Origin of the sequence: Emticicia soli (assembly GCF_037860775.1) — a bacterium.
Taxonomy (GTDB): Bacteria; Bacteroidota; Bacteroidia; order Cytophagales; family Spirosomataceae; genus Emticicia; species Emticicia soli.
Window position 1 is genome coordinate 63,195 of record NZ_JBBEWC010000006.1, and the last position, 16,224, is coordinate 79,418.

Consider the following 16,224-nt stretch of genomic DNA (forward strand, 5'->3'; position numbering starts at 1 on the left):
CGACTTAAGTCGGGTCACATATACAATATAATTCCTTTGTTATTTTAGTCACCGAATTTATTCGGTGAAACTCAAGTTTGTTACATACATGTATTTTTTAACAGCTTACTCCAACTTGCTGATAATCACCCTAAAACCTGACGATACTCATAATGCAGCTTTTGCCATTTGCCGACCTTTGCAAAAAGCAAACTTTTATGAAATCGCTCCTTAGCACAATCGCATCTATACTTCTCATATTTAATGGTTTAAGTGCCATTTATGGCGGCTGGCACCTGATTACCTCGCCCGACGGCAGTAGTTTACAAATGCCCCTAATTATATTAGACAAAAGCCCATTTACCGATTATTACATACCCGGTATTATTCTTTTTGTGGCTAACGGTATAGCCAGTTTAGCCGTATTTGTGGCTATTCTAGTCAAACCTCGTAAATTGGCCTGGCTCATTTCGGTTCAGGGCGCAATACTCACAGGTTGGATATTGATACAGGTAATTATGATACAAGCGGTATCTCCGCTACACTTTATTTATGGTGCTGTTGGTGTGGCCTTAATTGTTGTAGGCCGACAAATCACTCAATCAAGCAGAGTCTGATATACTTTTCTTACGTAGTCGGTCTGAATGAGGTCTATACCCATTGTTGTGGCCTTTTTATAGTTGTTCGGATTATCGAGTAGCCCTAGCACGTCGGTAAATATTTTTACTTTGTGCGTATGTATTTCTGCTACCAGGTTTTCGTTCAGTATTGTCCAGCGAACATCAAAGGCATAAGGATTCAGGCGTTTTACTTTATCAGCAATTTCTTCTGCCTTGTTTAATGAAGGCATAAGTTTAGCTTTCGGATACACCTTTTTCAAAGCCATCAGGAAATCATCAGACCCATAAAAAACGGCATCTTTCAGCAGTTTGCTTGCTTTCAATTGTTCTACTAATGGTTCGGGTGCTACGTCTTTACAATCAACGTATAGATTTGTTTTGTGTTTATGGGTTTTGTTCCAATTGGCTAGCAGTTGGGTTGTTTCTTGTAATGTAGGTATTCTCTCTTCTTTAAATCGCTCGTTGTAGCCTTTCCCTGCCGATAGCTGTTTTAACTCGGCCAGTGTAAAGTTTTTCATTGGGCCTTGGCCGTTTGTTGTGCGGTTTAGTGTGCCATCGTGCAAAATAACCAGTTGGCCGTCTTTGGTGGTGCGTACATCAATTTCGATATAATCTACACCCATTGCCAACACTGCATTAAAAGTAGACAGCGTGTTTTCGGGTGCTACAATAGAGCTACCTCTGTGCGCCGATAAGCCAAGCTTATATTTTTGTTTTAATAACTGAGATGAATCTGCGCCTGTCTGACTTTTACTAATTGAATTATGAGCAGGAATAAAAGAACTAAGGGCAATACCAATCAGGAGTGAAATTGTAATAGATTTTGTAAGCGATTTCATGAATTTACTTATTGGTCGTTTTCCGACGAAGTTTTTTTGTTTTGATTTGCTTCTGCAAGAAGCTGGTTAAAATAACGCTCAAGGATAGTTGAGTATTCGGGCGACATTTCGGTTTCTCCTATACCAGCCAACAGCTCTGCCAGTTCTTCGCTGGAGAGTTTATTGTTGATTAATCTATCCATTAAATAATCAGGACGAGTTCGCTCCATGCTTATTGTTGGTTGGTATTGAATGTCACACACATTGAAATTTGTTTGAATTCTTTAAGGTGCAGATGTATTGAAATAAAGGTAGAGAGTTTTATGTTGTGCGATAAGAACCCCATCCCCAACCCTTCCCCAACAGTGGGGAAGGGAGATTAAAGTCCCTCTCCCCACTGTTGGGGAGCGGCCGCCGCTGCGGAGGGATTTAGGGTGTGGGGTTTTCTTAACCATATAAACCCTTTTACTTTCATTCTTAACTTAGTTTTATCACTACAATAGATAAGCCCCTCATCACAATACCTTATTTCCATCAACCACAAATACCCTTGTGCTTACGGTATATGTACCGCCGTTAGGGTCTTTGTATTTCAGGTCTACATAAAATGCACCAAAACCTTTGGTTGGATACGGAACCGTAACTTTTACTACAGGCTCTTTGCTCAATTTAAGATTATTGCTCAACCACAGGTTATTACGGAAATCTCGGTCTGATGAAGTTGTGTGCCAAAGTGTTGCACCCACTAAATCGTCTTGCATGGCATTAATAGCAAGTTCTACACCCTCTTTGCCATTGGTGGTTGTCCAGGTATTGGCCGGAAACTCTTTGCCCATTAGAGTTAAACCAAAGAATGCCGTTAGTGATTGGAAAGCCTGTTTGCCTCCGCCTAAATCATGGCCTGCATTTGGGGTGTAATGAATCATGTTTTTACCCGGAATCTGGTCATAATAGTGTTTGATGGCATCTACTGTCCAGTATTCATCGTTAGTACCGATAAAGATAATTTTCGGAATCGTCAGTTTTGCTCTGTAAGAATATGGGTCAACCATAGTGGTAATGGCTCTCCCCTCTTTAGAGTCAGCACCTTGCGGAATACCCAATTTAGTATAATCTTCAATCTGAATGCTGTACTCGCCATAAGTTTTAAACTGATAGTCGAGTGTTGCAGGCATATTCAACATATCAATTACCATTGGCCCGATACCTACCACACGTTTGTCGTCGATAGCACTCGATAACCAGGTTGTCCAGCCACGTTTAGAAGCCCCCGAAATCACAAATCTATTAACCGCAAAATTGTTGTTTTTCTTGGCAAACTCCTGCACGGCATCCATTGCTTTCACTGCCGACTTCACCATCGGGAACAACAAAGGCCATGTGTAATCGTTGTCTTTTTTGAAATTATGAAGTGTGTACGAGATAAGCGCATCTTCGGTCAAATCGCCGTACAAAGGCTGATTAGGCACTTGTTTAATCAAGGCAACAATGGCCTTTGTTTTTTCAGAAACCTCAGCCAGCGAAGGCCACAGTTTATCTTCTTTACTCCAGTTTGGTTGTTCGTCTTTGTTTGAGCCACCTGTTATAAACAACAAAGCACCATCGTATTGTTTTACTTTTGGCACAAAAATAGACAATTGGTGTCTCCAGGTGTATTGTCTCCATTTTTGCGAGGTAAGCACAAGGTTATACATCGTTACGTTACCTTTTGTCAATGAGTCTTTCACTTCCCATTTAAAGGTCTTGTCGCCGTTGTTGATATAACTTTTAAGGGCAGTTTCTGGCGTAACAGCGTTTTGTGCATACACACAAACCGATGTGATTACCAAGGCTGTACAAATACTAAGCAATCTTTTTAAAGTACTTTTCATAATAAGATTTTATTCGGTTAATAAAAAGAGAGATGAAAATAATTATTGAGGTTTCGGGCTATCTTTTACAAGTTTTAGGGCTTGCTCGATATAAATTTCGCCTGTCATTTCGCCGAGGCTCGTACGGCTTACGTACTCATAGCGTTTAAAACTGTTAAAATCTACTTTGGTAAGCATATAGCCAAAGGCATCGTTTGTAAGCCCGAATAAAAACGGCAGTTTGGTTGCCATATTACGTTTTACATAATACCCGATATTCGGCAGAGCTTCGCCCGGAACTGTCAGAATCTGTGCAGGGCCAATATTCAGCAAATTTAATTGCGTGCTCACTACATTTTCTTTATTCAAATCATGTTTCAGCGGAGAGTTTTTCAGAATAAAACGCATTATCTCCGAATCAACCGGAAACTCTATTTTACGAGCCACACAATAAATATCAGGGTTTGGCAGTACTGCCGCTTTGTCAACAATACGCAGGGCTTCATCAGCCAGTAATTCACCTATTCTTATACATTCTTCCCATGTATTGGCTTCTTTCTGGCCTTCGCCTTCCTTGCCATATTCCAGGCGGGTATCGGCCGTTACCATGCCTCCTTGTGCACCATTCATAAACAAAGCTATGCCCCCTGCTTTAGCCTCAATACGGTCGTACAATGGCCCGCAGAGGTCAGGACTTAATATACCTCGACCAGAGCCTATTACTTCGGGGTGAACAGCGTAGTTTACCAACGTAGCAATGGCTTTTCCTTGTCTGTTTCCGGTAGTGGCAATGGCTTGTATTACCCCACATCGAGGGTCGTACAAAGCTGGTGCGTAATAGTTATAAGCAATTTTACCTTTGGCTTCATCAACAGCAATTTTAAGAGAAGCAGGTTCTAGTTTGCCAATGGCTTCGTTTACGGCATCGGCAATTTGTTGTACGCACCAGTCGAGGTATTTTAAATCGGCCGAGGCTTTTCCGCTGGCATCAGGAAAAGCATAAGCATCGGGGCCACTATGGGTATGCGTAGCGCCGATAAGAATATTTTCGGGTGCAATACCCTTTATTAAAGCCCTTGATTTATTACCCAGTATCGATGTCCAACCCAGGTTATCTACATTTACGATAGCAATACGGGTTGAGCCTTTTTCAAAAACCATTGCCCGTGCATACAAATCGCCTTTTTTCTCTTTACTGGCTTTAGGTGTACCTATTCCACCCGAAACAGGTAACAGCGGATTTGGCGTAATAACCCGAACAGCCGCCCCTACTTTCAGGGTCTGGGCTGATGCACTGACAAGGCAATAAAAAAGCAGGCAAACAAGAAGAGCATATTTTTTCATGCGTATTATGGGTAGTTTAAATACTAAAATGCACTTTTTAGGTCAGAATCAGGTACGAAATCATTCAATTCCTCAGCCGCTTGCTCTACTTTATACTAATTGTTCTAAAGAAAGTACTATTGCGTGTAGAAACATTTTTTGAGGACACTACCCACAAAATAAAAAAGGGACAAGAGTTGCCTCTCGTCCCCTACGTACGCCAATATATACAATCAATTCTTCTCAGGTGTTTTTGGAATTTTGTTTACCAGTTGGTTGGCTTTTCCGGCTCTTTTCTTCAAATCGAAGGCATCGTACAGTTCTCCGGTTGCAGTAAAGGCTTTGTAAGTCAGCATATCTCCTTCTACCGTCAGTAATTGGAACAACTGTGTGTTACTTGCCTTACGGCTCATCCAAGGGTCGTCTGATATATCATACATTTTCGGCCCTGATACAGATACTACATATACCGTACCCGATTGCTGGCTTTTGTTAGCCTCAACCTTTACCGAGTTACTTACCATACCTCGGCCATAGGCGTGGTCGTGGCCTTGTAATATTATATCAACCTTGTGTTTGTCGATGATTGGTTTGAATCGCTTACGCAATTCTATGTTATCACGGTTTGGTTTGGTTGAATAAAACGGATAATGAAGGGTTATTGCTGTCCATTTACGAGGGTTATGAGTCAATACCGAATCTAACCATTTGGCTTGTGCATTCGCAAAATGCTCTGACTCATCTATTTCTTCGGCATTCAACGAAATCACTTTTAGGTCTGAATAGTTCACCTCGTAGCAGGTTTCTTCAAGCCCTTTTGGCCCGTTGGTAGGCAAATTATATTGTTTTCTCCATTGTGGCGATAATTTCCCTTTGCCATATTCGTGGTTGCCGGGTGTCATTACGCTTGGCACAGTAGCATGAATATACGAGCCTGCATGAAACCACTCGCCCCACTCAACATCGTGGTCGTTGCGGTTTATTAGGTCTCCGGCGTGTAACATAAAAGCTACTTCGGGCATGGTTTTGTAAGCCTCTCTGACAACTCTCGACCAATGTGATTTTACATCATTCTGGGCATCGCCAAAATATAGGAACGAAAGCGGACGGCCCGCAGTGCTTTTAGGCATACGGAACTGAAACCATTCGCTAAAATGCTTATCATTCCCTACCCGATACACATATAATGCACCCGGAGTAAGGTTATCAATAATACCCGAATGATAATTGGCTTTTATCTCAGGCTCTTCAAGGTATTTTACTTTAAGGTATTCGGTAGTAGCCTTAATAGTGCGCACATTCTTTACAAACTGTGTGCCGTCTGTAGCCAAAGCTACCTGAATTTCTCCTTTCGTAACAGTGGTATCTGTACGCCAGTTTACTGCTATTGAAGTTTCGGGCGTTGCTGTCAGATTTAGTATGATGCGGTCGGGGTGTGCTGCGGGTAACAGAACTTTTACGTCCAGATTCATGGCCACAGCGTGGTCATGCGGGTGTGAGTGGTCGTGCGGGTGTGCGTGCTCTTGAGAAAAAGCTGTGTGGAAACTACTACTACAAATTAAAAAACAAAAAATCTTGTATATATCTCTTTTAATAAAATTCATATTCGGTGAGGTTATGTGAAAAATTAGAGGCGGCCATTAAGCACCGCCCCCAATCAATTTTTAAAACAATCTACTTTTACCAAGGTTTTCCGGTGCCTTGAATAAGCCAAGGTTTCGACCAAGCACTGTTTTTACCGTCAGCCTGAGAGAAGTTAGTTACTTCCAACTTATCAAGCGCTGCGCTAGTATTTGCTTTATTAATATTTAATTCGTCTTGCATGTAATAGAATCTAACTGGTAACGCCTGACGTTTTGCAGCAGGGCCGGCTTTCAATGCCGGGAAACCGGTTCTTCTGAAATCAAACCATGATTCAGTAGCGGCTGTCCAGCTTGCAATCCATTTTTGCTCTATTACTTGTTTGATAGTACCCTCGTAAGCAACACCTGCGTTAGCAAGGTATGTGTTAGCTGTACCGCCTACACCCCAAGTATTCAAAGATGCTCTTACACCAGCTTCGTAGCGAGCTTTTGCATCACCTGCATTCCAGCCTTTAAGAGCTGCTTCTGCAAGTATGAAGTTTACCTCTGCAGCAGAGATTAAACGTGCTCTCAACAACGGACCCGATGCCGCTTTATAAATATCGTTCAGGAACGAAACGTGCGGATTGAATGAGGTCTGGCCCGGAGTTGGGTTAAGGTTATATGCCGATGGCAATGCCGAGAATGCAGTAGGAAGACCTACATACTCAGGGTCAGTATCAATAACAGTAGCACCTACTTTATCTGGCGATAAATATCTTTTGCCACCTTCAATTTTATCAGTACCGGCTGGTAAAGTTGCATCAACTACTAACGGAATCTCAACTTTGTTTGCCCATACAGCCAAACGTGGATCTTTTAATGATTGAAGAGACTCAACCAAAGTACCTGCCATTTTGATACGACGGTAGTTGCTACCGCTCACATCAAATACCGCATTTGCAGGCCATGCAGTACCATCACTAGTACCAGGGAAGCCCATTGTAGCATCTTCAGTATTAACCGTAATGATTGGGTATTGAGCTGCATTACCTACAATTTTTTCGATACCTGCTTTGGCAACATCAGCTTTTTTAGCCGAAATACGCATATAATAACGTAATGCTAAAGAGTTAGCCATTTTTCTCCACTTGGTTGGGTCTCCGCCATAATAAACATCAACGTTATCAACAATACCAGAGTACTCAGCTTTTGATTTTGATAAAAGCGTGTTAGCTTTTTCTAAATCAGCCAAAATACCTGTGTAGATTGTCTCCTGGCTATCAAAAGCAGGCAATATGTCTTCTGTTTTACCCAGCTCCCCTTTCAAGGCAGTCGTATAAGGTGCATCGCCCCAAAGGTCGGTAATCAAACCAAACATAAAGGCTCTCATTACTAACGATACCCCTTGTTGAAACTCCATGTTCATGGCAACCGAGCGCTCATATACCAATTGGTTGTTACGCAAAATATCGTAGTATGCACCCCAGCTTTGGTTTCCACCCCAGTCATAATCGTTATGACCTGACGACCAAGCATCTTTTTGCGTGTGTTGTACAACACCTGCAATATCCTGATACCCAAGATTCACATATAATTTTGCCGCTTCTGTTAATACAGTAGGCAACACCAGATTCGGGTTCACCACGTCGGGCTGTAGCCCGTTCGGGTTAGTGTTCACTTCTGTCAGGTCTTCGCAAGAGAAGAAACTGGTAAACAGAAACACTAGTGCAATAATTTTTTTATAACTCTTATTCATTGATTTCAGAATTTAAGATTTTTAGAATGTCAGGCCAAGTTTGAAACCAACCGGAATAACCCAAGGCGTAACGTTGTATCTTTCGATACCTTGTTTAAATTGCGTACCTGCTTGTACACCTGCTTGTGGCTGGAAAGCCATCTCTGGGTCGATACCAATTTTAGCGGCTGTCCAAAGCATGATATTACGGCTGTAAACCGAGAAGTTTGCACTTTGCAAACCAAGTCTTTTTACAAAATTGCCTGGTAGCTCGTAGCCAAGAGAAACCTCTCTTAATTTAATGAATGAGGCATCAAACAGGGCAGCTCTTGAGAAATCCCAAGGGTAGTTGTCGCCGTAAGGGATAATCTTAGTACCAGGGCCACCAAGGTTTTCGGTATAACCTGTAATTTCTCCGGCTTCGTTGTATTGAGCAATCACACCAGGGTTAAATACACCATAAGCATAAGTGTTTCCACCGTATTCGAACGGATACCCGCCGTATTCTGCAGTAGGCCCACCAACAATGTTGAATTTATTGCCTTGCACTCTTACTAAATCATTATCAATTAAGTAGTTACGTAGTGCGTCACCCGTTAAACCGTTAGGATTAATCAAGTTATCAAGGAAACGTTGTGTTTTAAGGTCAGACTCGCCATAACGGTAAGTTTGAGAAATAAAATCACCACCTTGTCTCCAGTCGAATGTCATATTCAAGCTGAAGTTTTTGTAGCTCAATGAAGTCTGAAGACCTAAGATAAAGTCAGGGTTGAAATTACCAATTTTATTACGAGAGTTAGACGCTGAAATAGCTTGCCATGAACCGTTTTCGTCAAGAATCGGGTAACCAAAGTAAGGCGATGATGGGTCTTTTACAGTTACTAACTCTGAGTCATAGATATCGCCGATTGTTTCGCCAACGTATGTCCAGGCACCACCTTTAGCGTCTGTCCACAAAGTATAGAAATCAATCCCAGGAGAAAGTTCTTTAATCGTAGTTCTATTTCTATAGAAGTTGGCTGTTAAATCTAATCTCCAACCATTTTTCTCAAACGGAGTACCACCCACTGTGATTTCAGTACCTTTACTTACTAACAAACCTGCGTTGATGTTTTTCTGAGTATAACCAGTTGACGGAGGAAGTTTTGTAGGGATAATCTGGTTTCTGTTTTCAACCACATAGTATGTACCAGATACTCTCAACTTGTTTTTGAACATGGTTAAATCGCCACCAAATTCATAAGAAGTAGAAATCTCAGGTTTCAAATCAGGCAATAGAATAGTGCTAGATTTCGACAAACGAGTAAGGCCATTCCATGCTTCGTTGTTAGCAAGAACGTTAATCAAGCTATAAGGGTTTGTATCGTTACCTACTTGCGCCACACCAACTCTTAGTTTCAACATATTAAGATTCGGCGATGAGGTCTGGAACATTTCGTTTACAAGGAAACTCAATGAAGCACCAGGGTAGAAATACGAACGGTTTGCAGCAGGTAGTGTACTCGACCAGTCGTTTCTGGCTGTAAGGTCTAAGAATACCATATCTTTGAAACCGATATTTGCCATACCATAAAGGCTATACACTAATTTTCTCGACATGCTGCTAGTATATTGTAAGTTAGCAGGTGCAATGTTTTGTAGTGTATATAAACCCGGCATAATCAAACCGGTACCATTTCTACTTTTGTTTTCAGTATCTGAGAACTCAGTATTACGAACGTTACCACCGGCAGAAAGCGACAGAGAGAAGTTTTGTACATTCTTGTTATAAGTAGCCAAGAAGTCGGCATTGCTTTCAAAACGTTTCAAATCAACAATACCGTAAGCACCATTACGCTCGGCGGTGTAGCTTCTTGCAATTTTGGTTTCACGTTTTTCGCCGTAGCTATCAAGTGCATAACGAGCCATCAAGCTAAGTTCAGGTGTAATCTGGTAGTCAGCTTTTACGTTACCAAACAAACGATTTCTTTCAAAGGCATTTTTAACTTCATAAGCCAAAAACCAAGGGTTGTTGAAGTTACCGATTGATTGAGATCTTTGTTGTAAACCTTCCTGACCCGGCACCCAATAGTCTCTCAAGTCGTTGATGTCAATGTGTTGGCCCACCGCATAAGCCCATTGTAATGGGTTAGAACCTCTTTCACCCGCAGGGCGGTTGTTTGAGTTGTTGCGGCTTAAATCTATATTAGTGCTTAATCTTAATTTATTGCTTAATTTCAATGAAGTAGCAATAGCCAAAGAGTTTTTGAACAGGTCAGAACCAGGAATAATACCACGGTTTGTCATGTTTGAGTAAGCTACACGGTAGTTTACGTAGTCGTTGCTATTGGCAATTGAGATACCGTTTGTAGTAGTGATACCCGTTTGTACAAAATCTCTGATGTTATTTGGGTGAGAAACCAACTCAGTCGGGATTGGTTTACCGTTCGCATCTTTAGGGCTATTCCATTGAATCGCTTTGTAACCTTTGTCTAGCTCAGGGCCAACACCACCGGCCGAACCTTCGTCAATCATCAACACACCACCCGGATACGGGTTTTTGTCTGGCGTAAACGGAAGAATACCCGTAGCAAATTTAGAGTGCATATCAAGGAAACGGTAAGGCATATCGAAAACTGTATTTGTAGTAAGGTTTACAGTCATCTTCTTAGCTTTCGAACCATTTTTAGTAGTGATGATAACCACACCATTACCAGCTCTTGAACCATAAAGGGCAGCGGCACTTGGTCCTTTCAGAACTGTTACACTCTCAACGTTCTCAGGGTTTAAGTCAGAAATAGCATTACCGTAGTCAACACGGTTATCGCCACCTACCTGGCCTACGTTGTTTAAGCTGTTAATGATAGGTACCCCATCAATTACAAACAAAGGTTGGTTATCGTTGCTCAATGATTTAGCACCTCTGATAACCATACTTACCGACGAACCAGTACCACCGGTAGAGTTAATAGCAACACCGGCTACTTTGCCCGACATTGCGTTTAGTACGTTTTCGTTTGAGATACGGCTAAGGTCTTTGCCGTCTACTTTACCTACTGAGTAACCCAACGATTTTTCTTCACGTTTGATACCCAAGGCAGTTACAACCACCTCTTTCAGGCTTTCAGAACTTAAATCCATTGCAAGGTCTACTACGCTTCTGTTTCCTACCGGAACCTCAGCTGCTTCGTAACCAACAAATGAAAAAACTAAAACAGGATTACTTCCACTTACTTCGATAGAGTAAATACCGGAAGCATTTGTGCTTGTTCCTTTTTGAGAACCTTTTAGTAAGATGTTTACGCCAGGCATAGCGGCACCGTCGTCTTTAGACGTGACCTTACCTGTCACCGTCCGGGTCTGAGCCCAAACTGTCGGAGCACAAGCAGCCAACAGGATACCGAAAAAAACCAGCCCCCTAAGCATGCTTCGGAGAGTAAAGTTTAACTTCATAATATGTTTTTTTAAAGTGAAGATAGAATTGTAACTCAATTACTTGAATTTTACTGAATTACTGTTTAAGTGATAAAATGTACTACTGGGTTTGGTAATGATTATATAAATTTTACATTGAGAATTTACATTAGAGAGCAAGCGCAAGGTCTACGCTGCCACGCAGGAACTGTTTTGCCTTAACAAGCTGATTCTTAACGGTATTCTTAGAGATTCGCATCATTTCGGCAATCTCCTGATACGACTTCCCGTCTTCAACATTCAGCTTCAAAATCATCTTACGTTTGGCCGGAAGGCTATTCATTGCATTGCGTAGCAAAACAATTTTTGCTTCTTCGGCGTCTGAATTATTGTTGTGGTCTTCTTCCATCATTTGTAGATACTGATGTTGAAGCGACTGGCTTCTTTCAATCTTTTTGAGGTGATCGAAAGCCAGGTTGCGCAAGCAGGTAAAGATGTAAGAGTTGAAGTTCAGGTCGGGATTAATCTGTTCTCTACGATTCCAGATTTTAATAAAAACTTCGTGCAACATATTTTCGGCCTCCTCTTCATCTTTCACAATAGCCATTGAAAATCGGATACCGGGCTCTTTGTAATGGTTGTAAAGTTTGGTAAAAGCCGTACTGTCTCCTTCGGCGACTTTCATAATTATGCGATCGAGTGCTTCCATGAGTAAGCTAAATTTTTAGGATAGGTGTTAATTTAATAATGTAATAAAAAGAGTGCTTGGCCTTTCGTAAATAAGTACAAAATAATCATACTATAATACCAACCTGAAAGTATCATAATTGTCTCATTGCATTTGTCTGCTTAAAACTTTTTAGGGGCTATAAAACACAATGATTATTTACAATTGAGACTCTTAAATTGGCAGTTGAAACTCCGATAGATTTCTAATAAATTATAAGGCTGAATAATTATGAAATAAATGTACAAAGTTTTCCGTACACCATATTCGCATATTACGTAAAATAATCCTCAAAACACGCACACCCCTTATTTATTAACTTTAAGCTAAAATTGGAGGGTATAATAATAATAGTTTAATAAAATTGAAGGCATTTTTGCACCTCCGGTCAATAATTTTTCGGTATAGAATATTTCCGTTTATGCTCCGAAAAAATGTCTGTTTATCAGGTAAAAATATGTTCTTTTTCCTCCTGATTTTATCTGGCAGATAGGCAAGCAAGAGTATTAGATTTGGTACTATATATAATAAGGATATAGAGAAGAGATTTAGATGGTACTTTTGAAGTCTAAAAAAGTTTATCATTCAACCACTAATAGCAACTAAAAGATAGACGATGCTATGAAAAAAACTCCGTGCAACTCTGTGCTAAACTTCGTGATACTCCGTGGTTAAGACTATTTTACCACGGAGTATCACGAAGTTTCACAGAGGGTAGCTTCAAACTACTTCGCCGGATACACTTTCTGCAACCAAAGCGTAATTTTAGAATAAATACTAAAGAGGCTTTTCCGCATTTCATGCGTTTCGCCCGGATACAGTTCCAGTTGTGACTGAATACCTAGCGATTGTAGTTTTTTATACAATGCTTTGGCTTGCCCTACGTGCACCAGTTCATCGCTCTCACCGTGAAAAACAATAGTTGGCACGCCCGACTCTTTAGTTAAATAATGAATCGGGCTGGCTTCAACGGCAATAGCAGCTTTCGGGTTAGCATCACCCAGAAACTGCGTAATGATATTTCCACCTGATGGATTCTCTCTGAAAGTCTTATCCGTCAGGTCGGTTGGGCCTACAATATCTATTACGGTTCGTATCTGCTTCCCTTTATCATATTTATAGGTATATAATAATGAAAGATGCGCTCCGGCGCTTACACCCAGCAAAGCAAACTCGTTGCCATTGTAGCCATAGGTTGATGCCTTAGCCGATAGGAATGCCATCGCATTTTGCAAATCTTCAATTTGCGCAGGGAAACGGTTTTTGCCCTCTCTTAATAAACGATAATTGAGCGTCACAATCCCATAACCTTGCGAGGTAAGCGTATTTACCAATATTTTCGGAAAATCGTTTTTACTTCCCCATTTCCAAGAGCCGCCGTGCACATACACTATTAGTTTGGTAGATGCCGAATGCTTTGTAGGCAAATACAAATCGAGCAGATTGCCATTACCCTCAGCAGGGCCATAAGCCAGATTAAGATGTTGTGTATAGGTAGAATCCTGACGGAAACTATCCCTGCTATTTTTGCTCCAGACTTGTGAAGATGCCAGTAATACAAGGGCTATAGTCGATAAGATATAATTCATTCTTTTATGATAATTTATAGTTTAACAGCCGGGTATAAATATTACATTATTTCATACCCTTTACCCTCTCTACAAACTAAAAAACGCCTCGAATATTGTTTTTTTTATAAATCAATAGTCTTGAAACGGTGAATTGAAGTAATTAAAATATCAATCAACCTAAGCACTACCTGCTTTGCATGAACACCAGACCATACAAATACACAATCTTAAAAAAAACTTACAGCTTTTGGCTATCTGCCATTTGCCTTGTCGGCACAATAGCCATACAATCTTGCTCAAAGCGCTCAGGTAAAGAGCCAGCAGATTATGTTGACCCATTTATTGGTACCGATTTCTACGGCCATACTTTTCCGGGTGCAGTTGTGCCTTTTGGCATGATTCAACTAAGCCCCGACCACGACACCAAGGGCTGGACATACAGCAGCGGTTATAGTTATTCTGATAGCACCATTGAGGGTTTCAGCCATACGCATTTCAGCGGCGTAGGCATGACAACGGGCGGAGATATTCTGCTGATGCCGACTGTAAAAGACAAAATACAAACCAGCCCGGGCACAAAAGATAATCCTGATTCGGGCTACAGGTCAAGATACAATAAGGACGACGAAAACGCCACGCCGGGTTATTATAGCGTATTACTTAAAGACGATAACATAAAAGCCGAGCTTACCGCCACCAAACGTGTAGGTATGCACCGCTATACTTTCCCGAAGGCTCGCCGTTCAAATATCCTGCTCGATTTGGCGCATGAAATAGGCAAAGACGATAAAAGCGGCAAATCAGTATTAAAAATAGTCGGTGATTCAACCATTGAGGGCTACAAAGACGCCAACGGAACAATGGTTTATTTTGTAGCCAAATTCAGCCGTCCGTTCGATTACTACGGCACTTGGGATTCAGATTATAGCACACCAGAGTCGGCCGAAGGTTACTGGCCTTATAAAGACGAAGAAAAAGGGCTGAACGTAGGCGCATTTGTGAGCTACGCCACCAAAGAAGCCGAACAGATATTGGTAAAAGTGGCGGTTTCGTTTGTGAGTGTAGAAGGGGCAAGAAATAACCTCAAAACCGAAATTCCAGACTGGGATTTTGACAAAGTGAAAAACAATGCCCACAAGGCATGGAACGACGAATTAACAAAAGTGAGCGTTAAGATCAGCGATGAATCGAAAAAACAGATTTTCTATACGGCGGTTTACCGCAGCCTATTAGCACAATACATCGGGCAAGATGTAGACGGACAATATATGGGCATGGACAACAAGGTGCATACCGCCAAAGGCTATGACTTTGTTCCAAACTTTTCGTGCTGGGATACTTACCGCAGCCAGCACCCGCTGCTTACTATTATTGCACCTAATCACGTAAACGACCTTGTAAAATCTATTGCCGCCAAAACCTCAGAATTCGGCTGGTTACCTGCACAGCATTTCAGAAACGAGTTCGGGCAAGGCATGGTCGGCGACCACCTAGTGCCCGTAATTGTTGACGCCTATATAAAAGGATATAGAGACTGGGATATTGAAGGCTTATACAACGCCATGCGCCGCAAGGCATTAGAATTGCCAACTGCCCCACTTCCAGCCTCAGCGGGGCGTTCAGGTCTTACCGATTACATGAGTTTAGGCTATGCGCCTTGCGATGTCGTAACCGAATCTGTACCTAACACACTAGAGCTTGCCTACAACGATTGGTGTATTGCCCAATTGGCCGATGCCCTGGGCAAAAAAGAAGATGCAGCCTTGTTTTATAAACGAGCGCAAAATTACAAAAACGTGTACGACCCAAGCACACAATTTATGCGCCCACGCCGTAAAAATGGTGCTTGGCTTGAAGAAAAAGGCAATAACGAACAAAAGATAGATTCGGTAGGTGCGCACCATTATTACCGTTATTTCGACCCATTGCTAGTTGGCCGTCGCCCGAATCGCCATTATACAGAATCGAACGCATGGCAATACCTGTGGTCGGTTCAGCATGATGCCAAAGGCTTGGTAACTCTGTTGGGAGGAGACGAAGCCTTCAACAATCGTCTGGACACTTTCTTTACAATGGATGCCTCTATAAGCGAGCCTAAATATGTGGGTGTAGTAGGTACAATTGGGCAATACGTGCATGGAAACCAGCCATCGCACCATGTGGCTTATCTTTACAATTATGCATCAGCCCCTTGGAAAACCCAATACCGTACACGAGAAATCATGCAGAAATTCTACCGCACAGGGCCGGGTGGGCTGAGCGGCAACGAAGATATGGGTTCGCTTTCATCATGGTTTGTGTTGAGCAGCATGGGCATTTATTCGGTTACACCGGGTAGCAGCAATTACGCCATCGGTAGCCCGATGTTCGATGAAGTGTCAATCAACCTAAAAGACAACAAGACTTTCAGCATTATTGCTAAAAACAATAGCCCAGAAAACAAATACATTCAATCGGCAACACTAAATGGCAAGCCGTTTAACCGTTGTTTTATCGACCATGCAGAGATTATGGCTGGCGGTGAATTAGTTTTTGAGATGGGGGCAACACCCAATAAAACCTGGGGAGTAGGCAAAGACGCCCTCCCCTATTCTTTTAGTAAATAGTGAATAGTGTTTTCTGAAAATCACTGAAACGTAACAT

Annotated in this window: 11 protein-coding genes; 2 read left to right on the forward strand and 9 right to left on the reverse strand. The window is 41.7% G+C overall.

Annotation, left to right across the window (positions count from 1 at the left end; all coding sequences use genetic code 11):
* The first annotated feature begins 197 nt into the window (after positions 1-197).
* Positions 198-596, forward strand: coding sequence for a hypothetical protein (locus tag WAE64_RS10415; RefSeq protein ID WP_340236307.1), 399 nt, complete (start codon positions 198-200; stop codon positions 594-596).
* On the opposite strand, the gene WAE64_RS10420 is transcribed toward WAE64_RS10415, so the two are convergent.
* The 9 genes from WAE64_RS10420 to WAE64_RS10460 all read right to left on the reverse strand — a co-directional run bounded on the left by WAE64_RS10420 (position 578) and on the right by WAE64_RS10460 (position 13,599).
* Complete coding sequence (locus tag WAE64_RS10420; RefSeq protein ID WP_340236308.1) at positions 578-1,438, reverse strand: glycerophosphodiester phosphodiesterase; 861 nt, start codon at positions 1,436-1,438, stop codon at positions 578-580. The two genes, WAE64_RS10415 and WAE64_RS10420, sit on opposite strands and share 19 nt — an antisense overlap.
* 8 nt (positions 1,439-1,446) lie before the next feature.
* Positions 1,447-1,647 (reverse strand): hypothetical protein, encoded by a 201-nt coding sequence (locus tag WAE64_RS10425; RefSeq protein ID WP_340236309.1) that lies wholly within the window; start codon positions 1,645-1,647, stop codon positions 1,447-1,449.
* A 285-nt stretch (positions 1,648-1,932) separates the two neighbouring features.
* Entirely contained in the window at positions 1,933-3,288 is a 1,356-nt protein-coding gene (locus WAE64_RS10430) for a PhoPQ-activated pathogenicity-related family protein (protein WP_340236310.1), read from the reverse strand.
* Positions 3,289-3,330: 42 nt separating this feature from the next.
* A complete protein-coding gene (locus WAE64_RS10435) occupies positions 3,331-4,611 on the reverse strand; it encodes a hypothetical protein (protein WP_340236311.1) in 1,281 nt (426 codons plus the stop codon).
* A 212-nt stretch (positions 4,612-4,823) separates the two neighbouring features.
* On the reverse strand, positions 4,824-6,194 hold the full coding sequence (locus WAE64_RS10440) for a purple acid phosphatase family protein (RefSeq protein ID WP_340236312.1): 1,371 nt from the start codon (positions 6,192-6,194) through the stop codon (positions 4,824-4,826).
* 76 nt (positions 6,195-6,270) lie between these two features.
* Positions 6,271-7,911, reverse strand: a complete 1,641-nt coding sequence (locus WAE64_RS10445; protein WP_340236313.1) for a SusD/RagB family nutrient-binding outer membrane lipoprotein — start codon at positions 7,909-7,911, stop codon at positions 6,271-6,273.
* Between the two features lie 21 nt (positions 7,912-7,932).
* The gene (locus WAE64_RS10450; protein ID WP_340236314.1) at positions 7,933-11,322 is read right to left on the reverse strand and encodes a SusC/RagA family TonB-linked outer membrane protein; all 3,390 of its coding nucleotides are present in this window, start codon (positions 11,320-11,322) and stop codon (positions 7,933-7,935) included.
* A gap of 130 nt (positions 11,323-11,452) precedes the next feature.
* Positions 11,453-11,992 carry an RNA polymerase sigma factor gene (locus WAE64_RS10455; RefSeq protein WP_340236315.1) on the reverse strand — a complete coding sequence of 180 codons (540 nt, stop codon included), beginning with the start codon at positions 11,990-11,992 and terminating at the stop codon, positions 11,453-11,455.
* A 743-nt stretch (positions 11,993-12,735) separates the two neighbouring features.
* Positions 12,736-13,599, reverse strand: a complete 864-nt coding sequence (locus tag WAE64_RS10460) for an alpha/beta hydrolase fold domain-containing protein (protein WP_340236316.1) — start codon at positions 13,597-13,599, stop codon at positions 12,736-12,738.
* 179 nt (positions 13,600-13,778) lie between these two features.
* Between WAE64_RS10460 and WAE64_RS10465 the strand changes: the two genes are divergently transcribed.
* The gene (locus WAE64_RS10465; RefSeq protein WP_340236317.1) at positions 13,779-16,187 is read left to right on the forward strand and encodes a GH92 family glycosyl hydrolase; all 2,409 of its coding nucleotides are present in this window, start codon (positions 13,779-13,781) and stop codon (positions 16,185-16,187) included.
* The last annotated feature ends 37 nt before the right edge of the window (positions 16,188-16,224 follow it).

Excerpts from the sequence above, each read along its gene's own strand:
- WAE64_RS10415 (WP_340236307.1), top strand. The coding sequence starts at position 198 with ATGAAATCGCTCCTTAGCACAATCGCATCTATACTTCTCATATTTAAT.
- WAE64_RS10420 (WP_340236308.1), bottom strand. The coding sequence starts at position 1,438 with ATGAAATCGCTTACAAAATCTATTACAATTTCACTCCTGATTGGTATT.
- WAE64_RS10425 (WP_340236309.1), bottom strand. The coding sequence starts at position 1,647 with ATGGAGCGAACTCGTCCTGATTATTTAATGGATAGATTAATCAACAAT.
- WAE64_RS10430 (WP_340236310.1), bottom strand. The coding sequence starts at position 3,288 with ATGAAAAGTACTTTAAAAAGATTGCTTAGTATTTGTACAGCCTTGGTA.
- WAE64_RS10435 (WP_340236311.1), bottom strand. The coding sequence starts at position 4,611 with ATGAAAAAATATGCTCTTCTTGTTTGCCTGCTTTTTTATTGCCTTGTC.
- WAE64_RS10440 (WP_340236312.1), bottom strand. The coding sequence starts at position 6,194 with ATGAATTTTATTAAAAGAGATATATACAAGATTTTTTGTTTTTTAATT.
- WAE64_RS10445 (WP_340236313.1), bottom strand. The coding sequence starts at position 7,911 with ATGAATAAGAGTTATAAAAAAATTATTGCACTAGTGTTTCTGTTTACC.
- WAE64_RS10450 (WP_340236314.1), bottom strand. The coding sequence starts at position 11,322 with ATGAAGTTAAACTTTACTCTCCGAAGCATGCTTAGGGGGCTGGTTTTT.
- WAE64_RS10455 (WP_340236315.1), bottom strand. The coding sequence starts at position 11,992 with ATGGAAGCACTCGATCGCATAATTATGAAAGTCGCCGAAGGAGACAGT.
- WAE64_RS10460 (WP_340236316.1), bottom strand. The coding sequence starts at position 13,599 with ATGAATTATATCTTATCGACTATAGCCCTTGTATTACTGGCATCTTCA.
- WAE64_RS10465 (WP_340236317.1), top strand. The coding sequence starts at position 13,779 with ATGAACACCAGACCATACAAATACACAATCTTAAAAAAAACTTACAGC.